This is a genomic window from Bacillus sp. B1-b2, from assembly GCF_009183415.1.
In the GTDB taxonomy this organism is placed as follows: domain Bacteria; phylum Bacillota; class Bacilli; order Bacillales; family Cytobacillaceae; genus Niallia.
Genome location: NZ_WEHU01000009.1, coordinates 30104 through 47746 on the forward strand (window position 1 = coordinate 30104; position 17643 = coordinate 47746).

The 17643-nt window shown below is 34.8% G+C and carries 17 protein-coding genes and 1 other annotated feature; all 17 genes read right to left on the reverse strand.

Features of this window, described 5'->3' with window-relative positions; translation table 11 throughout:
- Positions 1–158: 158 nt before the first annotated feature.
- The 17 genes from F9279_RS10450 to ftsA all read right to left on the reverse strand — a co-directional run bounded on the left by F9279_RS10450 (position 159) and on the right by ftsA (position 17546).
- Positions 159–1469, reverse strand: a complete 1311-nt coding sequence (locus F9279_RS10450; protein ID WP_413463204.1) for a uracil-xanthine permease family protein — start codon at positions 1467–1469, stop codon at positions 159–161.
- Between the two features lie 185 nt (positions 1470–1654).
- A complete protein-coding gene (gene pyrR, locus F9279_RS10455; protein ID WP_152112714.1) occupies positions 1655–2197 on the reverse strand; it encodes a bifunctional pyr operon transcriptional regulator/uracil phosphoribosyltransferase PyrR in 543 nt (180 codons plus the stop codon).
- A gap of 189 nt (positions 2198–2386) precedes the next feature.
- On the reverse strand, positions 2387–3298 hold the full coding sequence (locus tag F9279_RS10460; protein WP_152112716.1) for an RluA family pseudouridine synthase: 912 nt from the start codon (positions 3296–3298) through the stop codon (positions 2387–2389).
- A complete protein-coding gene (gene lspA / locus F9279_RS10465) occupies positions 3267–3800 on the reverse strand; it encodes a signal peptidase II (protein ID WP_152112718.1) in 534 nt (177 codons plus the stop codon). Before lspA ends, F9279_RS10460 begins: the two co-directional genes overlap by 32 nt.
- A gap of 50 nt (positions 3801–3850) precedes the next feature.
- Entirely contained in the window at positions 3851–4132 is a 282-nt protein-coding gene (locus F9279_RS10470; RefSeq protein WP_152112720.1) for a hypothetical protein, read from the reverse strand.
- A 256-nt stretch (positions 4133–4388) separates the two neighbouring features.
- The gene (ileS, locus tag F9279_RS10475; protein WP_152112722.1) at positions 4389–7154 is read right to left on the reverse strand and encodes an isoleucine--tRNA ligase; all 2766 of its coding nucleotides are present in this window, start codon (positions 7152–7154) and stop codon (positions 4389–4391) included.
- A 109-nt stretch (positions 7155–7263) separates the two neighbouring features.
- Positions 7264–7498: a binding site (T-box leader), on the reverse strand.
- Between the two features lie 59 nt (positions 7499–7557).
- Complete coding sequence (locus F9279_RS10480) at positions 7558–8055, reverse strand: DivIVA domain-containing protein (RefSeq protein WP_152112724.1); 498 nt, start codon at positions 8053–8055, stop codon at positions 7558–7560.
- 194 nt (positions 8056–8249) lie between these two features.
- Positions 8250–9023 carry an RNA-binding protein gene (locus F9279_RS10485; protein WP_152112726.1) on the reverse strand — a complete coding sequence of 258 codons (774 nt, stop codon included), beginning with the start codon at positions 9021–9023 and terminating at the stop codon, positions 8250–8252.
- Positions 9024–9092: 69 nt separating this feature from the next.
- Positions 9093–9353: a YggT family protein gene (locus F9279_RS10490; protein ID WP_152112728.1), complete on the reverse strand. Its 261-nt coding sequence runs from the start codon at positions 9351–9353 to the stop codon at positions 9093–9095.
- Between the two features lie 6 nt (positions 9354–9359).
- Positions 9360–9833, reverse strand: coding sequence for a cell division protein SepF (locus tag F9279_RS10495; RefSeq protein ID WP_152112730.1), 474 nt, complete (start codon positions 9831–9833; stop codon positions 9360–9362).
- Between the two features lie 13 nt (positions 9834–9846).
- Positions 9847–10524 (reverse strand): YggS family pyridoxal phosphate-dependent enzyme, encoded by a 678-nt coding sequence (locus tag F9279_RS10500; RefSeq protein ID WP_152112732.1) that lies wholly within the window; start codon positions 10522–10524, stop codon positions 9847–9849.
- Between the two features lie 6 nt (positions 10525–10530).
- Complete coding sequence (pgeF, locus tag F9279_RS10505; RefSeq protein ID WP_152112734.1) at positions 10531–11349, reverse strand: peptidoglycan editing factor PgeF; 819 nt, start codon at positions 11347–11349, stop codon at positions 10531–10533.
- Between the two features lie 250 nt (positions 11350–11599).
- Positions 11600–12379, reverse strand: a complete 780-nt coding sequence (sigG, locus tag F9279_RS10510; RefSeq protein WP_152112736.1) for an RNA polymerase sporulation sigma factor SigG — start codon at positions 12377–12379, stop codon at positions 11600–11602.
- 149 nt (positions 12380–12528) lie between these two features.
- Positions 12529–13248, reverse strand: coding sequence for an RNA polymerase sporulation sigma factor SigE (sigE, locus tag F9279_RS10515; RefSeq protein WP_152112738.1), 720 nt, complete (start codon positions 13246–13248; stop codon positions 12529–12531).
- A gap of 44 nt (positions 13249–13292) precedes the next feature.
- On the reverse strand, positions 13293–14219 hold the full coding sequence (spoIIGA, locus tag F9279_RS10520; protein WP_319020758.1) for a sigma-E processing peptidase SpoIIGA: 927 nt from the start codon (positions 14217–14219) through the stop codon (positions 13293–13295).
- A 724-nt stretch (positions 14220–14943) separates the two neighbouring features.
- Positions 14944–16110: a cell division protein FtsZ gene (gene ftsZ, locus F9279_RS10525; protein WP_152112742.1), complete on the reverse strand. Its 1167-nt coding sequence runs from the start codon at positions 16108–16110 to the stop codon at positions 14944–14946.
- 149 nt (positions 16111–16259) lie between these two features.
- Positions 16260–17546, reverse strand: coding sequence for a cell division protein FtsA (gene ftsA / locus F9279_RS10530; protein ID WP_152112744.1), 1287 nt, complete (start codon positions 17544–17546; stop codon positions 16260–16262).
- Positions 17547–17643 lie beyond the last annotated feature (97 nt).

The window sequence follows — 17643 nt, forward strand, 5'->3', positions numbered from 1 at the left end:
TTAAAAAAAGACGCCCTAACTTATTGTTAGGGCGTCAAAAAATCTCTACTAGTATAGAGTGAAGCAGAGCAGTACTATTTCTCATACTCTCATGCTTCCCTATACCTGCTTTTTTGGCACCCTTATAAGTCTCTCTGTACTTGTTTAAAAGGTGTAATTTATTTTGAATTGTCTTCTGCTACGATGTCTTTCGTTTTTTCTCTTCCTGGTAGTACTAAGTTTAAGATAATTCCTAGAATTGCTGCGAAAGCCATTCCTTCTAGTGCAAAGTCATCTCCGAAATGTAAGGAAAGTCCTCCAATACCTGCTACAAGAATGACAGAGGCAATTACTAGGTTACGGTTGTTGTTGAAATCAATCTTTGCTTCTACTAATATTCTTAATCCTGATGAAGCGATAATTCCGAACAGTAGAATGGATACTCCCCCCATAACTGGTGTTGGAATTGATTCAATTAGTGCTGTTACTTTTCCAATAAATCCGAAGATGATCGCGAATACTGCTGCTCCACCTAAAACATATACGCTAAATACTTTTGTGATAGCAAGTACTCCGATATTCTCACCATAAGTTGTCTTCGGAGGTCCACCCATTAGGGAAGAAATAATTGTTGCAGTACCATCACCTAGAATACTTCTGTGTAAACCTGGATCTTTAATATAATCTTTTCCTACTACATTTCCTAATACTAGCTGATGTCCAATATGTTCTGTTAAAGTTACAATGGCTACTGGTATAAACAATCCAAGTATTGCCATCGAGATATTCACATCATAATCAACGAATGGGAAGATAAAATCTGGCATGCTAAACCATTTTGCATCGATTACCCCTTGGAAGTTAACTACTCCAACAATAACTGCATAAACATATCCTACAATAATTCCTGCTAGAATCGGGATAAAGCTTAAAACCCCTTTACCAAATATCGTGAAAAGTATAGTAGCAAGTAATGTTACGAGAGCTACTGATAAGTAAAGCAAGCTGTATTTTTGATCTGCTGTTCCGTTTGCTTCGTACATTGCTTGGTTAACTGCTGTTGATGCTAGTGCTAATCCGATTACCATGATAACTGGTCCTACTACAATCGGAGGCAGGATATTCATGATCCAACGGTAACCTGCTCCCTTAATGATTAGTGCTACTATTCCGTATACTAACCCAGCAATAAATGTTCCAATCATTGCTGCTCCAGGCCCGCCAGCTGTTTTTGCTGCGATAACTGGTGCAATGAAGGCGAATGATGAACCTAAGTATGCTGGTACTTTAAATTGTGTGATAAGAAGAAAAGCAATGGTTCCAAGTCCACTTGAGATAAGTGCTACTGCAGGACTTAGCCCAATTAGGTATGGTACAAGTATAGTTGAACCAAACATGGCAAATAAGTGCTGTAAGCTTAGTGTAATCCACTGCATGGTCGTTGGTTTATCTTTTATTCCTAATAAGGGTTTTATCTTCATTTCTGTCATATTTGTCTCCTCTTTCTGCATAAAAAAAATAATAAGTATATAATTGCTTGTTAGTATCCCCTATAGAAGAAACAATAAAACCCCTTTTCTGCACAGCAAAAAAGGGGTTTTAGATAAGCTTAAATAAGCCATTTCTATTTACTCCCCTTTTCAGTCTCACAGGACTGTCTTTAAAAGGGCTCTATTTACTTTTCAAATATATTAACTTCATCATGTCCATCTACTTCTTGTAGTTCTACCACTATCTTTTCTGAACTAGATGTTGGAATATTTTTCCCAACATAATCAGCTCGAATAGGTAGTTCTCTATGACCGCGATCTACAAGTACGGCAAGTTGAATGGAGGCTGGTCTTCCCATATCCATTAGTGCGTCCATACCAGCTCGAACAGTTCTGCCAGTGTATAGCACATCATCTACTAATATAACTTTTAGTCCTTGGATATCTGTTGGAATGTCAGAACCTTTTACTAGTGGCTCTTCGTTCTTCGTTTTTTTAGATAAATCATCTCGGTATAGAGTTATATCTAGCTCTCCAACCTCAATTGATTTCCCTTCAATTTGAGCAATTCTTTCTGCAAGGCGATTCGCAATGTAAATACCTCTTGTTCGAATTCCTACCAAAATGCAATCTTGAATTCCTTTATTTCTTTCAATGATTTCATGAGCAATTCTTGTTAATGCTCGTCTTATTGCTTGGTCGTCTAGTACAAGTGCCTTTTGCGACATCTCGATCACCTTCCATGCTGTGTTTCATTTTGTAAAAAAAAATATCCTCACACCCTAATGGATGAGAGGATACACGTGTTTTCTATATAGCTATCCTAGTAGCTATTCACCGTTTCCTTCTCAACCTCACGGGATTGATTTAAAGGACTTATTCAACTAAATCTATCTTAATATAGAGAAGCTTTCATGTCAACGATTATTTTTTATATTATCTAGTAGCTCTTCATACTCCTTAGGTAAAGGTGCTTCAAACTCTAAATATTCTCCTGTTCTCGGGTGATTAAATCCAAGAATACCGGCATGTAGTGCTTGTCCACCAATATCCATTGTTTTTCTTGGTCCATATTTAGGATCTCCTACTAGTGGGAAACCAATATACTTCATATGAACGCGGATTTGATGAGTACGACCCGTTTCTAATTGACATTCTACAAAAGTAAAGCCATCCAATCTTTCCAAAACATGAAAATGAGTAACAGCGTGTTTACCTTTGTCTACTACCGCCATACTTTGTCTATCTTTCGTGTCTCTACCAATTGGTGCATCAACTGTTCCATAATCATGTGGAATAGACCCATGCACTAAAGCTTTATACTTTCTAGTAACCGTTTTTGCTACTAATTGATTAACTAAGCTTTCATGTGCTGCATCATTTTTAGCAACCATTAACAAGCCAGAAGTATCTTTATCAATTCGGTGCACAATCCCTGGTCTCATCACACCATTAATTCCAGAAAGATCTTTACAATGTGCCATTAACCCATTTACTAATGTACCTGTCGTATGCCCTGGAGCTGGATGCACTACCATGCCCTTTGGTTTATTAACAACAATGACATCTTGATCTTCATAATAAATTTCCAAATCCATTTCTTCTGCTAATACATCTAATTCAGTCAGCTCAGGAATGGAAATAGTGACAACGTCATCTAAAACGCCTTTATATTTTGTTTTCACTACTTTTCCATTTACTGTTACATGACCTTCTTTAATCCACTGTTGAACCTGACTTCTTGACCAATCTGAATCTAAAGTGGAAAGAATTTTATCAATTCTTTCATTTACTTGTTCACTCTGAATGATATGTTCCCTTGTTTCCATCTTTTTTCTCCTTCTTTGCTGCTATATCTTCCTTCAGCATGACGAAGATTAATAAAATCACACCAATTACTAAAGACGAGTCTGCAATATTAAATATCGGAAAATCATAATTGAAGATATACGTATTTATAAAATCTACTACATATTGATGTCTAACACGATCAATAAAGTTACCAATTGCTCCACCTAAAATTAATCCTAAGGAAACTCCATATAACAATTTCCCTTTAGTACCTGTTTTAATTAAATAAACAAGACCTAGCACCACAATGATAGTGATAATATAGAAAAAAATCATTTGATCCTTTAATATTCCCCATGCAGCTCCACTATTACGATGGGAAGTTATATAAAAGAAATCCTTAATGACTTCTACGCTTTCACCAAGTTCCAAGTTTTTTACTACTAACCATTTTGTCCATTGATCCAAAATAACGATGAATAATGCAATTATGTAATAAAACACTAAAGTTTCCTCCAATTCTCGAGTCTCCTCTAGCATTTTAGCATAAACAAGGTAAAAACGGTAGCTTGGCTCTCCTTTTTGTTCGCTTAATGAATCGATTTTCGAAAGTAGGAATAAATCCCGTTTATATCCTCCTTTGTTTTAATAGTAGGAATCATTGCAAGTAAGTCTACCGGAAGTAATTCTCCAGACATTTCACACATCCCGAAATTGCCACTTTCTAATTTTTGCATCGTTTCCTCTACATCGCGGAGCTCTTCTTCAATATATTTATTAATTTTAGATTCTCTTTTGACTCTTAATGTAGTTGTTAATTCTATTTGTGTAAGACGGAGTTCTGTATAAAGCTCTTCAATAGTTGAATTCAATTCCATTACCTCCGTTTCTTTGATATGCATAGTTTTTACTAAAAATCAAGTATCAACCGTTATAACTTTTAACAGTCATAACAACTATTAACGGAGCTGGAAGGATTTTGCTATTGATTAAGTGAATAAAAGCTAAATATCTATTTCTCACTTTTAACACATTTATATTAGCTAGGCTACTTAACCAAATAAAAAAGCTGATCAACCCGCATACATTCTCACGAGGTAATCAACTTTCCTACTTTCAATTATTCAATTAAGCAGAATAATTTTCATTAACTACTGTCGCACATCTAGCACATAGTGTTGGATGTTCTTCCACAGTTCCAACATCTGTTGTAACTGTCCAACATCTTTCACATGTTTCACCATCTGCTTTTTCTACTACGATAGCCGCATTTTCAAGCTTAAGTGCTGATTCAGGAGCTAAATGATATTCACCAGCAACTTCAAAACCTGATACAATGAACAATTGCTTTAAGTTCTCTTGGATAGAATTCAACAAGCTACTTACCTCTTCGTTCACATATAGAGTCACTTTTGCTGCTAATGATTTACCGATTACTTTTTGATTACGTGCTTCTTCTAATGCTTTAAGCACATCATCACGTACTTCTAAGAATCTGTTCCATTTCTCTTCAATTGCTGCACTATTGTCATATTCTGTATACTCTGGGAAGTCAGTAAGCTGTACACTTTCTTCTGAAACAGAATCAATGTGCTCCCATACTTCATCAGCAGTATGCGGAAGAATTGGCGCAACTAACTTTGTTAAGCTCATTAAGCTTTCATATAGAACTGTTTGAATAGCTCTTCTCTCTTTATTATCAACTGCTTCAATGTACAATACATCTTTAGAGAAATCTAAATAGAATGAACTAAGATCTAATGTACAGAAATTGTTAATTTGATGATAAATAGTAGAGAATTCGTATTTATCATAAGACTCTGTTACATTCTTAACTAATTTATTTAATTTCACCATCATGAATTGATCTACTTCACGTAGCTCATCATATGATAATGCATCTGTTTCTGGATTGAAATCTGCTAAGTTTCCTAATAAGAAACGGAAAGTATTTCTAATTTTACGGTATCCTTCTGTTACTTGTTTTAGGATTGCATCAGATACACGTACATCTGCTTGGAAATCTACAGAAGCAACCCATAGACGCAGGATATCAGCACCTAATTGGTTCATGACTTTTGCCGGAACCATAACGTTTCCTAATGACTTACTCATTTTGCGACCTTCACCATCTAATACAAATCCATGACTTAGTACCGCTTTATATGGAGCTTTCCCAGTTACAGCAACACCTGTTGATAAAGAAGAGTTAAACCAACCACGATATTGATCAGATCCTTCTAGATATAGATCTGCTGGTCTTTGAAGATCATCTCTCTCTTCCAATACTGCTTGATGAGAAGAACCAGAATCAAACCATACATCCATAATATCTGTTTCTTTTGTAAACTCACCATTTGGACTACTTGGATGTGTAAATCCTTCTGGTAATAATTCTTTTGCTGATTTTTCAAACCAGATATTAGAACCTTTTTCTCTAAATAAATTAGAGATATGCTCAATCGTTTCATCTGTAATGATGCTATCGCCATTTTCTGCATAGAATACGGGAATTGGGACTCCCCAAGCACGTTGTCTAGAGATACACCAGTCCCCACGATCACGAACCATGTTAAATAATCTTGTTTCTCCCCATGCAGGAACCCATTTTGTTTCGTTAACAGCAGCTAATAAATCACTTCTAAAATCTTTAATAGAAGCAAACCACTGTGCTGTTGCACGGAAAATTACTGGTTTTTTCGTTCTCCAATCATGTGGGTAGGAATGCGTAATAAATTGAAGTTTTAATAAAGCTCCAACTTCTTCTAATTTTTCTGTAATTGGTTTGTTTGCTTTATCATAGAATAACCCTTCGAAGCCAGGTGCTTCGTCAGTCATAACACCTTTGTCATCAACTGGACATAATACTTCTAAGCCATACTTCTGACTTACTAAGAAGTCATCTTCCCCGTGACCTGGTGCAGTATGTACACAGCCAGTTCCAGCATCTGTTGTTACATGCTCACCAAGCATTACTAATGAGTCACGCCCATATATTGGATGCGAAGCTAAAATATTTTCTAGCTCAGCTCCTCTTACTTCTTTCACAGTATTCGCTTCTTCCCAGCCAATCTCTGTTTTTACACTTTCTAATAAATCTTTTGCTACTAAGTATTTCTTTCCTTTTTCTTCAACCACTACATAGGTTAAATCAGGGTGTACAGAAATCCCTAAGTTTGCAGGAATAGTCCAAGGAGTTGTTGTCCAAATAACAATTTGTACATCTTGGTCTAATACACCTTTTCCATTTTTCACTGGGAAACCAACATAGATAGAAGCAGACTGTTTATCTTTATATTCAATTTCCGCTTCTGCAAGTGCTGATTCACTTGTTGGGGACCAATAAACAGGCTTTAATCCCTTGTAGATATAACCCTTTTTCGCCATTTCACCAAATACTTTAATCTGTTGTGCTTCATAAGCAGGTTCTAACGTAATATAAGGATTTTCCCAATCAGCACGAACACCAAGACGTTTAAATTGTTCACGTTGACTATCAATTTGCTCTAATGCATATTCAGCACATAGTTTACGGAATTCTGCAATCGTCATTTCTTTACGCTTAACCCCTTTATTGGTTAAAGCTTGTTCAATCGGCAGACCATGTGTATCCCAACCTGGTACATATGGTGCTTGATATCCAGTCATAGACTTATATCTTACAATAAAATCCTTTAGAATTTTGTTTAAAGCATGCCCGATATGAATATCTCCATTAGCATAAGGAGGTCCATCATGTAAAACAAACAAAGGACGGCCTTCTGTTCGTTTTTGCACTTTTTCATAGATGTCCATTTCATTCCATTTTGTTTGAATGTCTGGCTCACGATTTGGCAAATTCCCTCTCATTGGGAAAGCCGTTTTTGGCATAAGTAATGTATCTTTATATTCCATAATATCCTCCACATAAATTATTCATTTTCATGTTCGTTCGTCCAACCTTTGTACCATGCTTTTCTATTATATACTTTTATACACAGCAAAAAACCTTCTCATCCCATAAAAAAGGGACGAGAAGGCTTTTATTTCCCGCGGTACCACCCTTATAGATAAAAAAACATTTATCCACTCAGACATTTGTTAACGGTATGAACCGCCTTTTCTTACTTACTGTTTCAGAAAAGGACTCCAGGGTGATTTTCAAACTTCTACTTATATCAGGCTTCCACCATCCCCTGATTCGCTGCTTTTTATAAGTTTACTATTGAAAGTTTTACTATCCCTATCAACGCACATGAATATACTATTGTTAAAAAATTATATTTCATTTTATGATATTTAGTCAAGACAAGACGGATTATTTTGTTGAATTTAATTCAGAAGCATCTAATTCATATTCTAATAAATGATCCCAATCATCATTGTTTAGCATATCTAATTGAGCCTCAATTAGCATCTTGAAACGTGTACGGAAAACTTTAGATTGTTTTTTCAATTCTTCAATTTCTAAAGCGATTTTTCTTGCTTTAGCTAGAGATTCATTAACAATACGATCTGCATTTTTCTCTGATTCTTTAATGATTAGTTTTGCTTCCTTTTGGGCATTACGTTTTACTTCTTCCGCTGCCTCTTGTGCTACAACAATGGATTTATTCAACGTTTCTTCAATCGTATTATAATGGCCGATTCGGTCGGTAAGCTCACTTAATCTTTCTTCTAGTTCTTTTTTCTCACGAATAATATTTTCATAATCTTTAATGATTTGATCTAGAAATTCATTTACTTCATCTTCATCATATCCACGGAACCCCTTTGCAAATTCCTTATTGTGAATATCTAACGGTGTTAATGGCATAATGCCACCTCCCAAGCTTCAATTTCTGTATGTATGAATCTATATTTCGACAGGTGCTCTTTTTTTCCTGCAATTTTTTTGAAAAATAAGCAGAAACGTGAAAAATATTGATACTAAAAATTATTGTATCATAGAACCTACATAAAAAAACTAAGTTTTTTTATGGATGAATCTTAAGTCCTATTTTATTCTTTCTATTTCAATTTACCAACTACTATTCGAAACTTATCTTTCTTTGTTTTTCCCTCTATTGATTTAATAGTTGATCTTCCCTCGCCTCTTACGGAGAAAACATCCCCTTCTTCACAAACGAACGATATATTCTCGTTAACGGCAAAATTAACTTTAACTAATCCTTGTATTATATAATTTTTGGCTTTTTCTCTTGAAAACTTATACATGTTTGCTATTACATTATCTAACCGTAAAGAAGAAGTGGTCATAGTGACTTCCATCCAATCTTCATCTGTAGAATGGATATTCTCGAGTGAAGTTGGAATTAGGTTAACTTTTGATTTTCCAATAGAGTCTAATTGTAAACGAACGTAATCTTCCATTTCTTTTTCTACAATAATTTGTACGTCTTCTTTATTTATGATAATATCTCCGAATTTGTTTCTATTTAATCCAAGTGACATCAGACTCCCCAGAACTTTTGGATGCTCAATAGTAACAAACTTTTTAGGATAATCTACATCTAGTAAAGCCAAACCAAAATCTTCTGTACTAACTTCATAGTAATCTGGGTAAAGAATCGCTCTTTTTCTTTCCGCTTGTTCATACCCACCAAATAGCTTGTACTTCACTTCTTGGCTATCTCCTATGATAAGACTTAAAATTCTTTGTTCACGAGGATCAAGAAAATCAGTCAACTTGGGAGAATACGTGCTTTCTACATAATTTTTAACATTTAACACTTGATCAATAAATTCTTTTTCATCTGGGCGAAAATGCTGATAAATAGACATGTGCTTTACTCCTTTTTTCCATAAAAAAAGGGCTAGATGCCCTGGGTCATTCTATATGAGATAGAATTATTACAGCCAATAAAATAATTGAACTACTCCTCTTCCAGCTAAGTTAAGAACAAAAATAGCAACAATTGGTGAAATATCAATCATTCCAAGTGGCGGTATTATTTTTCTAAAAATTTCTAAATAAGGTTCACAGATTTTTGAAAGGAAAACTCCAACTGCCGTTTCTCTTGCATTAGGAATCCATGACATAAAGATATAGATAATAATCGCATAAGAATAAAACTGTAATAAGTAAGATAATATAATAATTATCGAATTCATTAGTTTCTACCACCTCGTATTTTCATATTCTGCCTCTTGTAAAATTTGAGATATATTACCTGATACTTCTACGTTATCAGGTGTGCAAAGGAATATATCTGATCCAATCTTTTGTATATCTCCCCCTAGGGCATATACAGTGCCACTTAAGAAATCAATAATTCTTAAGCCTTGATCTTTTTCAATACGTTGTAAATTAACAACCACTGCACGTCTATTTTTTATTTGATCTGCCACATCCTGCGAATCCGCATATACTCTAGGTTCTGATAAATAGACCTTTGATGCTTTTTGGACACTTTGTAAACTGACAACATTTTGGTTATTGCTTTTAGGTTGAATATGTGGTGCATGTTGTACCGGCTGTTTAAAGTTCCTTGCTGGCTCTTCCACTTCTTCTTGATATCGTCTTTGCTCTTCTTCCTCATATTCTTCATCATCTAAGAAAAAGAATGTTTTAATTTTTGATTTTATACTCACAGGTGCTCCCCTCCTATTCTTCGTTACCTACTAGTGCAGTTCCAATTCTTATCATTGTCGCACCTTCTTCAATAGCAATTCCATAATCATTGGACATTCCCATAGAAAGCTCTGTACACGGAGCAAAAGATAACGCTAATTCTTGTACTTTTGTTTGTAAGTTCTTTAACTCTTTAAAACAACTGCGCAATATTTCTTTATCTTCCATTAATGGAGCCATTGTCATTAATCCGACAACTTGTATATTTTCATATTCTTCTAATTGCTTAATAAAATCAAGAACTTCATTCGGATTTAATCCATGCTTTGATGCTTCCCCAGATACATTCACTTGAATAAAACACTTGATCACTTTAGTTGCTCTTTTATGTATTTCTTTCGCTAAAGAAAGGCGATCCAATGAATGGATATAGTCTACATGATTAATAATACCCTTCACTTTTCTTGTTTGCAATGAACCAATAAAGTGCCAATTAGGTTGTTCTTGAAATGCCTCATACTTGGCTAGCAATCCTTCTTCTCGGTTTTCCCCAAGATTATTTATTCCTGCTTCCACTGCTTCTTTAGCTCTTTCTATTGTAACATATTTCGTAACAGCAATTAATGTTATCTCATCAGCTGAACGATTTACTCGTTTGCATGCAGCATCTATTTCTCTTGTTATGCCTGCTAAATTATCCTTTACTAACATAGCTGTTTACAAACCCTCTCTCCATCCAATATAGCTCATCATTCTTCCTGTATCTCCATTGTCTCTTCGATGAGAATAAAAGAAATCCATATCGTGGAAAGTACAGTAATTGGTGATTTCGATATTGTCTTTTCTTACCCCTGATTGCATTAATACTTGCTTATTTACTTCTTGTAAATTCAATTGATATTGTCCTGGTGATACCATTTGATAAGCCTTTTCTTTGTTGAGTACTACCTTATCTACTTTATCAATTACTCGATTATCCACTCTATAATAGCGATCTGAAATAGCAGGTCCTATTACAACTTGAATTTCCTCTGCTGGGATTTGATGAGCTGCATATATCTCTATCATTTCCTTGGCAATAAGTTGAACAGTTCCTTGCCAACCTGCATGTGCAATACCTATGGCTTTTGTTTTAGGATGTATAAAATACAATGGAACACAGTCAGCATAACATAATGTTAATAGAACATTCTTTTCTAATGTAAATAAGCCATCTGTATCTTTAATTGCACTTTCATAATCACTGGAGCCAGATCCAATGTCTGCCTTTGTCACTACTTTAATACGCTTCTTATGTGTTTGTTCAGCACCTACCCATTGACTTAATGGAAAGTAAAGTCTACTCGCTACAATTTGGCGATTTTCTACAACCTTTTCTTTGGTATCATCTACATGAAATGCCATATTTAAACTAGTCTTATTATCAGTACTTTTCCCGCCATTTTTAGTCGTGAAACCAGCTACTAAAAATGGAAATGAATCTTCCCATTTTTTGATACGAAGAAATTCTTTATTTTCTAAAGTAAAAGGTTCCATTTTTATGACCTCATCTTTTTGTTTTAGTTTACCATATGTGTGTAGACTGGTCATAGTAAAACATCATATTATTACAAATAATACAAGATAACACAACCTTTTCTATATGGAAAAAACAATTCGGTATACTTATATGAGCTGACTTTTATATTAAGTCCCATTATCTAACTAAAAAAAGGCTTAGGAGCACTTACAAGTAGGAAGCTTTTTCCACCTACTACCAAGTGTCCTAACCCTTCTTAAGCTATCTCTAGCTTTGAATGTTTTTATTCATTTGTTTGATTGCGGCTTTTTCTAATCTAGAAACCTGTGCTTGTGAGATTCCTATTTCATCTGCCACTTCCATTTGTGTCTTTCCTTGGAAAAATCTTTTTCTAAGTATAAGCTTTTCCCGATCGTTTAAACGACGCATACCTTCTTTAAGTGCTAATTCTTCCACCCATTGAATATCTTTATTCTTCTCATCACTGAGTTGATCCATGACATAAATAGGATCGCCACCATCATTGTAAATTGGTTCAAATAGAGAGACTGGGTCTTGAATAGCGTCTAATGCGAATACAATATCCTCATGAGGAATATCAAGTTCTTTTGCGATTTCCTCTGCTGTGGGTTCTTTTGATGTTTTATTCATCAATCGTTCTCTAACTTGTAGTGCCTTATAGGCAATATCTCTTAAAGATCTAGAAACCCTAATTGGATTATTATCACGTAAATATCTACGTATTTCTCCAATAATCATTGGAACAGCGTAGGTGGAAAATTTCACATTCTGACCTAAATCAAAATTATCGATTGATTTCATTAGACCGATACAACCTACTTGAAATAAGTCATCTACAAATTCTCCTCGGTTATTGAACCTTTGAATGACACTTAATACGAGACGGAGATTTCCATTAACTAGACTTTCTCTTGCAAAGGTATCTCCATCATGCATTTGCTTGAAGAGCAATCTCATTTCTTCGTTTTTTAACACTGGAAGTTTTGATGTATCAACACCGCAAATTTCTACTTTATTTCGAGTCAATCTGTTTCCCTCCTCACAGGAGCTGCTGTACAAAAAACAGTATTTCCTTGAGAGGGAAAAATATGCATTTCTAAAATTTTTGTTAAATTTCCAATTTACGTGAATTTCAATTAAACCTTTATAGGACAAGGAATTGCTTGAAAAAATTTTTATACCATTTTGTTAAATTCCTTCTGCAATCTTTTAATGATTCTTTTTTCTAAACGGGAAATATAGGACTGTGAGATTCCAAGCATATCTGCCACATCTTTTTGGGTCTTTTCTTCCCCTGTTCCTAAGCCAAAGCGTAGTTCCATGATCTGCTTTTCTCTTTTCGATAATTGATGCAAAGCCTTCACTAACAATTTTTTATCTACACTCGCATCTAGATCTTTTGTAATAATATCATCTTCTGTACCCATTACATCAGATAGTAATAATTCATTCCCATCCCAATCAATATTCAGTGGTTCATCAAAAGAAACCTCTGAACGTATTTTATTGTTTCTTCTTAAGTACATTAATATTTCATTTTCGATACATCTTGAAGCATATGTAGCTAGCTTGATTTTTTTCTCCGGGTTAAAAGTATTGACAGCCTTTATCAAACCAATTGTTCCAATACTAATAAGGTCTTCAATATTAATACCTGTGTTTTCAAATTTTCTAGCGATATATACAACTAAGCGTAAGTTTCGTTCAATTAATATGGAACGAGCCGCTTGATCTCCTTTTGGAAGTTTTGCTAAAAGCATTTCCTCTTCCTCTTTTGTTAACGGTGGTGGCAATGCCTCACTTCCACCAATATAGAAAACTTCATCTGTTTTTAAGCCTAGTTTCATTAAAAGTTTATACCAAAGAAAAGATATGCGAAGCTTCCATTTATACATTTATATTTCCTCCTTCTAAATGATGAAATTTTGAGTATAGTATATTAACTGACTTTTTCTTCTAATGTGCTTTTTCCTACCATCATTTTCGGATGCACAATACATTCAAACGCATCTTCAGATGAAAGAACTTGTTTAGTAAATGAAATTAGCCCTTTATTAACCACAATAACTTCGTCTTCTTTCCTTATGGTAAGCTCATTAGGCTTAATAGCTATGATAAGCTGATGATCTTTACCTACTACCTTATATGGAATAATTCTCAGCCTACTTTCCCATTTCACTGGAATTTCCTGATTTCCATCTAAAAGCTCTTCTGGCTTCTCTGAAAGTCTAATTAATTCTGCAGGAATATCATCTTGTATGTTATTCATGCTAATAAACATAACTGGTAGTCTTGAGATTGGGTCATAGACTTGATTTCCACTGTCTACTAACCCCTTTACTGTGATACTTTTCTCTTCTAATTGAAACGTAACGTCTACAAGTTGGTCGTAATGAATTTTCGTAATTTCTATGCTTTCTATATTCCTTCTAGAAAAATACCAAGCTAGGGGGAAGCCAAGTAATACAAATAACCAACTAATAGGATCACCAAATCCTCTTATACTTGCGAAAAGAACGGAGGTGGAAAGATCAAAGTCAAATTGTACAAAATAATGTGCACCGATTAACCCACCACCAATTAGAAAAGTAACTACATAGAAAAGCATTAAATTTTGAATATAATATCGGAATTTCTTATATCCATAAGCAGTTGCTACCATTGCAACTGAAAACATTAACTTAGAGAAAGGATGGCTAGTTATAGAACTTAATGGTGTGATAGCTAACAAGATAATACTTGATCCAATTAGCCCTCCTATTAAGACTCTCCAATGAGTAATCTTTCGTTTCAACAGAATACCAGTTAAATATAGTAGTAAGCTGTCAAATAAAAAATTTAATAGCCAAATTACATCCAGATACATGGCCAAACATGTAACTCCTCCTCTCTACTAGCAGCCTTATCGAAAAGCAACATTCAATGTGGTTCCTTTCTTTAGATGACTTTATGTAAATAAACTCATTATCTTCTTGGATAAGAAAAAGAAAATAGTTTATATACTTTTCTCTATTAATCTGATACGAAAAAGTATAACTTACTTCCCTTTGAAATTCTGTCACTTTCTGTAATCAGAAAACGAGAAATTTTCACTATTTCACACACTTTTTGTCATTATTCCTCGTGCAGTCATAGTTTTAGTTCTAATTCACCGTTTTCAGTATTTTTTAGAGGGAGAAAGAAAGCACTTTTAGAAATATAGAAAATTGGTATGGTCGCTCTCTTCCCTTTTGGACCGAGTATCAGGGGCTGATGGCTTTGATTCGGACTCTCTTCGAAAAATTAGTAATGTCCAAAATTTTCGAGAAGCCATTGAAAAAGTGAAACTATATCTACTTGGAAATAGTAATCCATTGAGGCTTCATTAATTTATGCTTTCTAATACCCACTATTAAGCATTTGCCTACACATATAAACACCTTTTCCATACTCACCATTTCGGAATGGCTGTGCTCCTGTAGGAAGGAAAATTGACTTTTCTCCAATATAAAATAGCATTCTAGTTATGTAGCTTCCATTTTCAAAAGCACAAAAAAGCCTAGGATTCACTCCTAGGCTTTTTTGTGTTTATTTTATTAAACTAATAGCTATTATCTTCTACGATTTCGATTTCTTAAGAAAGTAGGAATATCTAATGTATCCTCACTTTGTTGTTGTGTGTTTGTATTTCTTACTGGTTCTTTTGGAGGATGTGTTTCCTCTCTTTTTGCTTCTCTTGTTACAGAAGAAGTTGAATTTGTTGTATTATTCGCATTCGGCTTCATTGCTCCAAAAGTTGGTCTACCAGCTTGTGGCTGTGATAGGTCTTGATTAAAGCCTGTTGCAATAACTGTTACAACAATTTCATCTTTTAAATTATCGTTAATAACAGAACCAAAAATCATATTTACATCTTGGTCAGAAGCTGATGCAACAATGTCCGCTGCCTCTTGTACTTCATAAAGACTAAGATTAGTTCCTCCTGTGATATTCATCAGTACTCCTTGTGCTCCGTCAATGGAAGTTTCAAGAAGAGGAGAAGAAATGGCTTTTTTCGCTGCTTCTGCTGCGCGGTTTTCTCCAGATGCTACACCAATACCCATTAGTGCTGATCCTTTGTTTACCATAATTGTTTTTACATCAGCGAAATCTAGATTGATTAATCCAGGTGTCGCAATTAAATCAGAGATACCCTGTACCCCTTGACGTAATACATTATCTGCTTCTCTAAATGCTTCAAGCATTGGCGTAGATTTATCTACAATTTCCAATAAGCGATCATTTGGGATAACAATTAATGTATCTACTGCATCTTTTAATGCTGTAATCCCACTAGCTGCATGAGTTGAACGTTTTCTTCCTTCAAAGGAGAATGGTCTAGTAACTACCCCAACTGTTAATGCACCTAAATCATGTGCAATTTGAGCGATAACTGGAGCTGCTCCTGTACCTGTTCCACCACCCATACCAGCAGTTACAAATACCATATCAGCACCTCTAAGTGCTTCTTCAATTTGCTCTTTACTTTCTTCAGCAGCTTTTTTTCCAACTTCAGGATTAGCTCCAGCTCCTAATCCTCTAGTTAATTTACCACCGATTTGCATTTTAATTTCAGCTTTCGATAGATTTAATGCTTGTGCATCTGTATTAACAGCAATAAATTCTACCCCTTGTACACCGTGTTCTATCATACGGTTAACAGCGTTATTACCACCGCCACCTACACCAATAACTTTAATTACAGCAAGTGAATCTATATTTGTATCAAATTCCAACATGACAAATCCTCCTAATCGTCGATATTAAGCAGTATCGAACTGTCCGCGTCTAAAAGATCTCTTTGGTGATATGGAGTAACATACCAATCATACAAATTAATAGCTTGTCCATTTTCTATTTTGTTTCTTAAAATACACATTATCCTTGTTTAGTCAAAGAAATATCCCATAAATTTCTTAAATTTAGATGGTCCCTTTTCAGCTTGTGCTCTTTCCTGTGATGGATTAGGAACAAGTTGTTTTTGAGCTTTCTTTTCTCTTTGCTCAGCAGGAACAGAAACTGGCTGGTGTATATTACCACCTTGAAGCTTACTATTTTTATAGGAGAACTTTATTAAACTAACAGCTGTAGTATATTGTGGTTCTCTTACCCCTATATAGTCTGGTATAGCCATTCTAATACGACTTTGGAAAATATCTTCCGCAAGCTCTAGAATACCTTTAGTACTTGCTACCCCTCCAGTTAAAACAAATCCTCCTGGAAGATCATATACTCCTAATCTTGCAAGTTCATGACCAACAAGTTCAAAAATTTCCTCTAATCTTGCTTCTATAATATCAGAAATTTCTAGTTGATTAAACTGCTGATGTTGATCACTTCCTATAATAGGAACACTAAAAACCTCTTCCTCAGAAGCATGATCATAAAAAGCATAGCCATACTTTATCTTAATCTTCTCTGCATCCTCAGTCGTAGTACGAAGACCAATAGAAATGTCTTTCGTTATGTGATCTCCTCCAACTGGTATGACACTTGTTCCCTTTAAATGGCCATTTTCAAAGACTGCAATAGTAGTTGATCCTCCACCAATATCAATTAAGGCAACTCCAAGGTTTTTTTCATCTTTTGATAGTGCAAAGGAGCCTGAAGCAAGAGGCTGTAAAGTAATATCTTGAATTTCTAATCCAGCTCTCTCTACACATCTTAAGGTGTTATGTAAGATTGTCTTACTTCCAGTAATGATAGTACCTTCCATTTCTAAACGAACACCAATCATTCCTCTTGGATCAGTAATTTCATCTAATCCATCAACAATAAATTGTTTAGGAATGATATCAATAATTTCTTTTTCTGGCGGGATGGATATCACTTGCGCAGCATCTTTTACCCTTAATACATCATCAATTGTAATTTCACGATTCTCACTTGAGACTGCAACTACTCCATGAGAGTTTTGCAGGCTCACATGATTTCCCGATACGCCAACAATTACTTGCTTAATCTCCATACCAACCATTCTTTCCGCTTGTTCAATTGCTTGTCGGATAGAATGAACGGTTTCATCTATATCCACAATAGAACCTTTCTTTAAACCTTCTGATGGGACGATGCCTACACCAATTATATTTAAAGAGTCCTTAATCATTTCACCAATGATTACCTTTATGCTGGATGTACCGATGTCAAGACTTACATATAATTCATTGCTGTTCATTCTCGGGCACCTCCTTTTGCATTTTAAATATAGTGAACAACAAGTATTGTCAAAGTCGACAAATAAATCATCAATTTTAGAAAGAATTATTGTCTAA